We start from the raw sequence: 3019 nt of genomic DNA, 5'->3' as shown, positions 1-3019 counted from the left end.
CTTTGGAAGAGTATGTCGCACCACAGACAGAGGTTGAAAAACAGCTGGCGGAGATTTGGCGGGAAGTGCTGGAAGTGGACAGGGTCGGTTTAAATGACAACTTCTTTGAAGCTGGTGGTGACTCAATCAAAGCCATCCAAATTGCATCTATGTTACAAAAAAATAATTATTCAATAAACGTAAATGAAATAATGCAACACTCAACTATTAAAAAAATATCTCCCCACATTAAATCTACTGAAAATAATATTAGCCAGCACAAAGTAACTGGACAAATACCTTTGACTCCAATACAAACAGAATTTTTAAAAAGCAACATTTATACTAATAAATTCAATCAATCAATACTTTTATATTCAAATGAAAAAATAAAAGGCTCTATATTTAAACAAGTTATGAAAATTTTAATAGAACATCATGACTCTCTAAGAATTAAATTTAAATATACGAAAAGTAAATGGAAACAAATCAATCATGAAGACACTGAGAATGTATTTGCTTTAAGTCAGCACAACCTTAAATCACGAAAAAATGTAATAAAAGCAATAAAAGAAACAGCCAACGTATCTCATTCAAGTTTGAATATTGAAACAGGACCACTGATGAAATTAGATATTTTCGATACTATAAACGGTACCTATATCCTCATTATTTGTCATCATCTATTAATAGATGGTGTCTCTTGGAGAATACTTATCGAAGACTTAGAAGATATCTATAATAGTATCAGTGAGGGTAACGATGTGGAGCTTCCTTTAAAAACAAATTCATTTTTAGACTGGTCTATTCGATTAAGAGATTATTCCAAGAATGAAAAATTAGAAAGCGAAATTGATTATTGGAAAAATATTTGCTCAAACTCCTTTCCACCAATCACGAGTAGTCAGAATATAAAATCCAGTATATATTTAGATTCGAAAGACAAAAGTTTTTCTTTAACTGATAATCAAACGACTAGTTTATTATTTAACACGAACCATGTATACAATACAGAAATTAATGATATTTTACTAACATCACTAGCTTTATCACTTCAAGAGCATTTAGAATCTTATAAAGTTGGTTGCTTTTTAGAAGGCCATGGTAGAGAAGAGATATTTGAGGATATTAACTTAAATAGAACAATTGGATGGTTTACTAGTTGTTTTCCAGTAGTGTTTGATTTCACTTTCTTAAATGAGAGAGATACTAAAGAAAATAAACTCCCCCTCTATATTAAAAGTGTAAAAGAAACTATCAGAAAAATCCCGAATCGTGGCCTGGGGTATGGGGTGCTAAGATATTTAAAAGAAGATGTTGAATTCGACAGAATAGAAAAGAAAATCCCTATAGTTTTTAATTATCTGGGACAATTTGATGCTCCTAATAAAAGAAATAATAAGACTTTCAAATTAGAGTCTATTAGAACAGGAGACTCAATACACCCTAAAGTTAATAAGAAGTACATTATAGAAATAAATTCTTTTGTACTAAATAATCAATTTCATTTAATTACTACGTATAATTCTAAATTACTAAATGAAGACTTTGTAGATAAACTGAATCATAGCTTTAGAAAAAATTTAATAAATATAATTGAACATTGCTCAAATGCATTAAAATCTGAGTTGACTCCTAGTGATTTAGGTGATGCAAATTTATCTCTTGATGAATTAGAATTTATTCAAAATGAAATCAGAAAATGATGTGGGGGAGTATATATGACTAATCAAACTTCTATACAAAAAATTTATGATCTATCACCTATGCAAGAAGGTATGCTATATCATTCTTTATTAAATGAAAATTATGAATCATATTTTGTACAAGTATCTTTTTCAGTAATTGGGGATTTAGATGTCGATAACTTTAAAAATGCTGTCCAAAGGCTCGTGGAAAAGCATGATATACTTCGCACTAAATTCTTTTATCAAAACGTCAGTAAGCCTAAACAAGTAGTAGTTGATTTATATGAAGTAGAAACCTATTTTAAAGATCTTTCATCATTGAACAAAGAAGAGCAAAAAACAAATATTTATAAATATTTAAAAAAGGATCGCAGGAGAAAATTTAATTTAAATAAAGATATATTAACAAGATTTCATATAATAAAATTATCAGATAGAAGACATAAAATTATATGGAGTTTTCATCATATATTATTAGACGGCTGGAGTATAGGGATTGTTTTAAAAGACTTGTTAACTATTTACTCATCAATAAATAATAATACAAAAATAGATTGTAATGATGGTCCAGCTTATCAAAAGTTCATAGAGTGGATTCATAATCAGAATCATAGTGAAGCACAATCTTATTGGGAGGACTATTTAAAAGGTTATGATAATAAGGCTTCTTTAGTCGTAAAAGACGATAATAAAGAGAAAGAAAGTGTTCATGAATCTATTTTGATTAAGATTGATTCTGAAGTAACCAAGGAAATTATAAACTTAGGAAAAAAATTCAATGTAAGTTTAAATACTATTATTCAAGCAGCTTGGTCAATTTTATTGAATAAATACACCAACCAAAATGATATTGTGTTTGGAGCAGTCCACTCAGGGAGGACTGCCAATATTATTGAGATAGAAAGTATGGTAGGATTATTTATTAACACTGTGCCGACAAGAGTAAGTATTTCTGGAAACTTTGGTGATATGGTTAATCTAATGCAACAGAAGGCCCATAAATCAGAAAAATATAGTTATTACCCTTTATATAAAATACAAGAAAGAAGTATACTAAAAAGTAATTTGTTTGATCACATTCTGGTATTCGAAAATTATCCTATTAGCCAAGAATTAAATACTTATTCAAACTGTAACGAGATTAAGTTCGACGAATTAAATTCTTTTGAACAAACAAACTATCCTTTGACTGTGGCAATATTTCCTCATGAGTCAATCGACATAAAATTTACTTATGACAGTAATATATATGATAACAAATATATCACCAATATTGGTGAAAATTTGAATAGAATTTTAGAAGAGATTATTAAGAATCCGGAGAGAAGCATCAGTGAGATAAACATGTTGAC

At 28.8% G+C, this 3019-nt stretch carries 2 protein-coding genes; both read left to right on the top strand.

Going from position 1 to position 3019, the window contains the following annotated elements:
* A partial coding sequence (locus EYB29_RS09210) for a condensation domain-containing protein (protein ID WP_240921856.1) occupies positions 1-1685 on the top strand: 1685 nt, incomplete at its 5' end.
* 15 nt (positions 1686-1700) lie between these two features.
* The coding region (locus EYB29_RS09205) for a condensation domain-containing protein (protein WP_240921855.1) at positions 1701-3019 on the top strand (1319 nt) is incomplete at its 3' end.

It is taken from the genome of Jeotgalicoccus sp. S0W5 (assembly GCF_011634875.1).
Lineage (GTDB): Bacteria > Bacillota > Bacilli > Staphylococcales > Salinicoccaceae > Jeotgalicoccus > Jeotgalicoccus marinus.
This window is presented reverse-complemented; position numbering and strand designations above follow the sequence as displayed.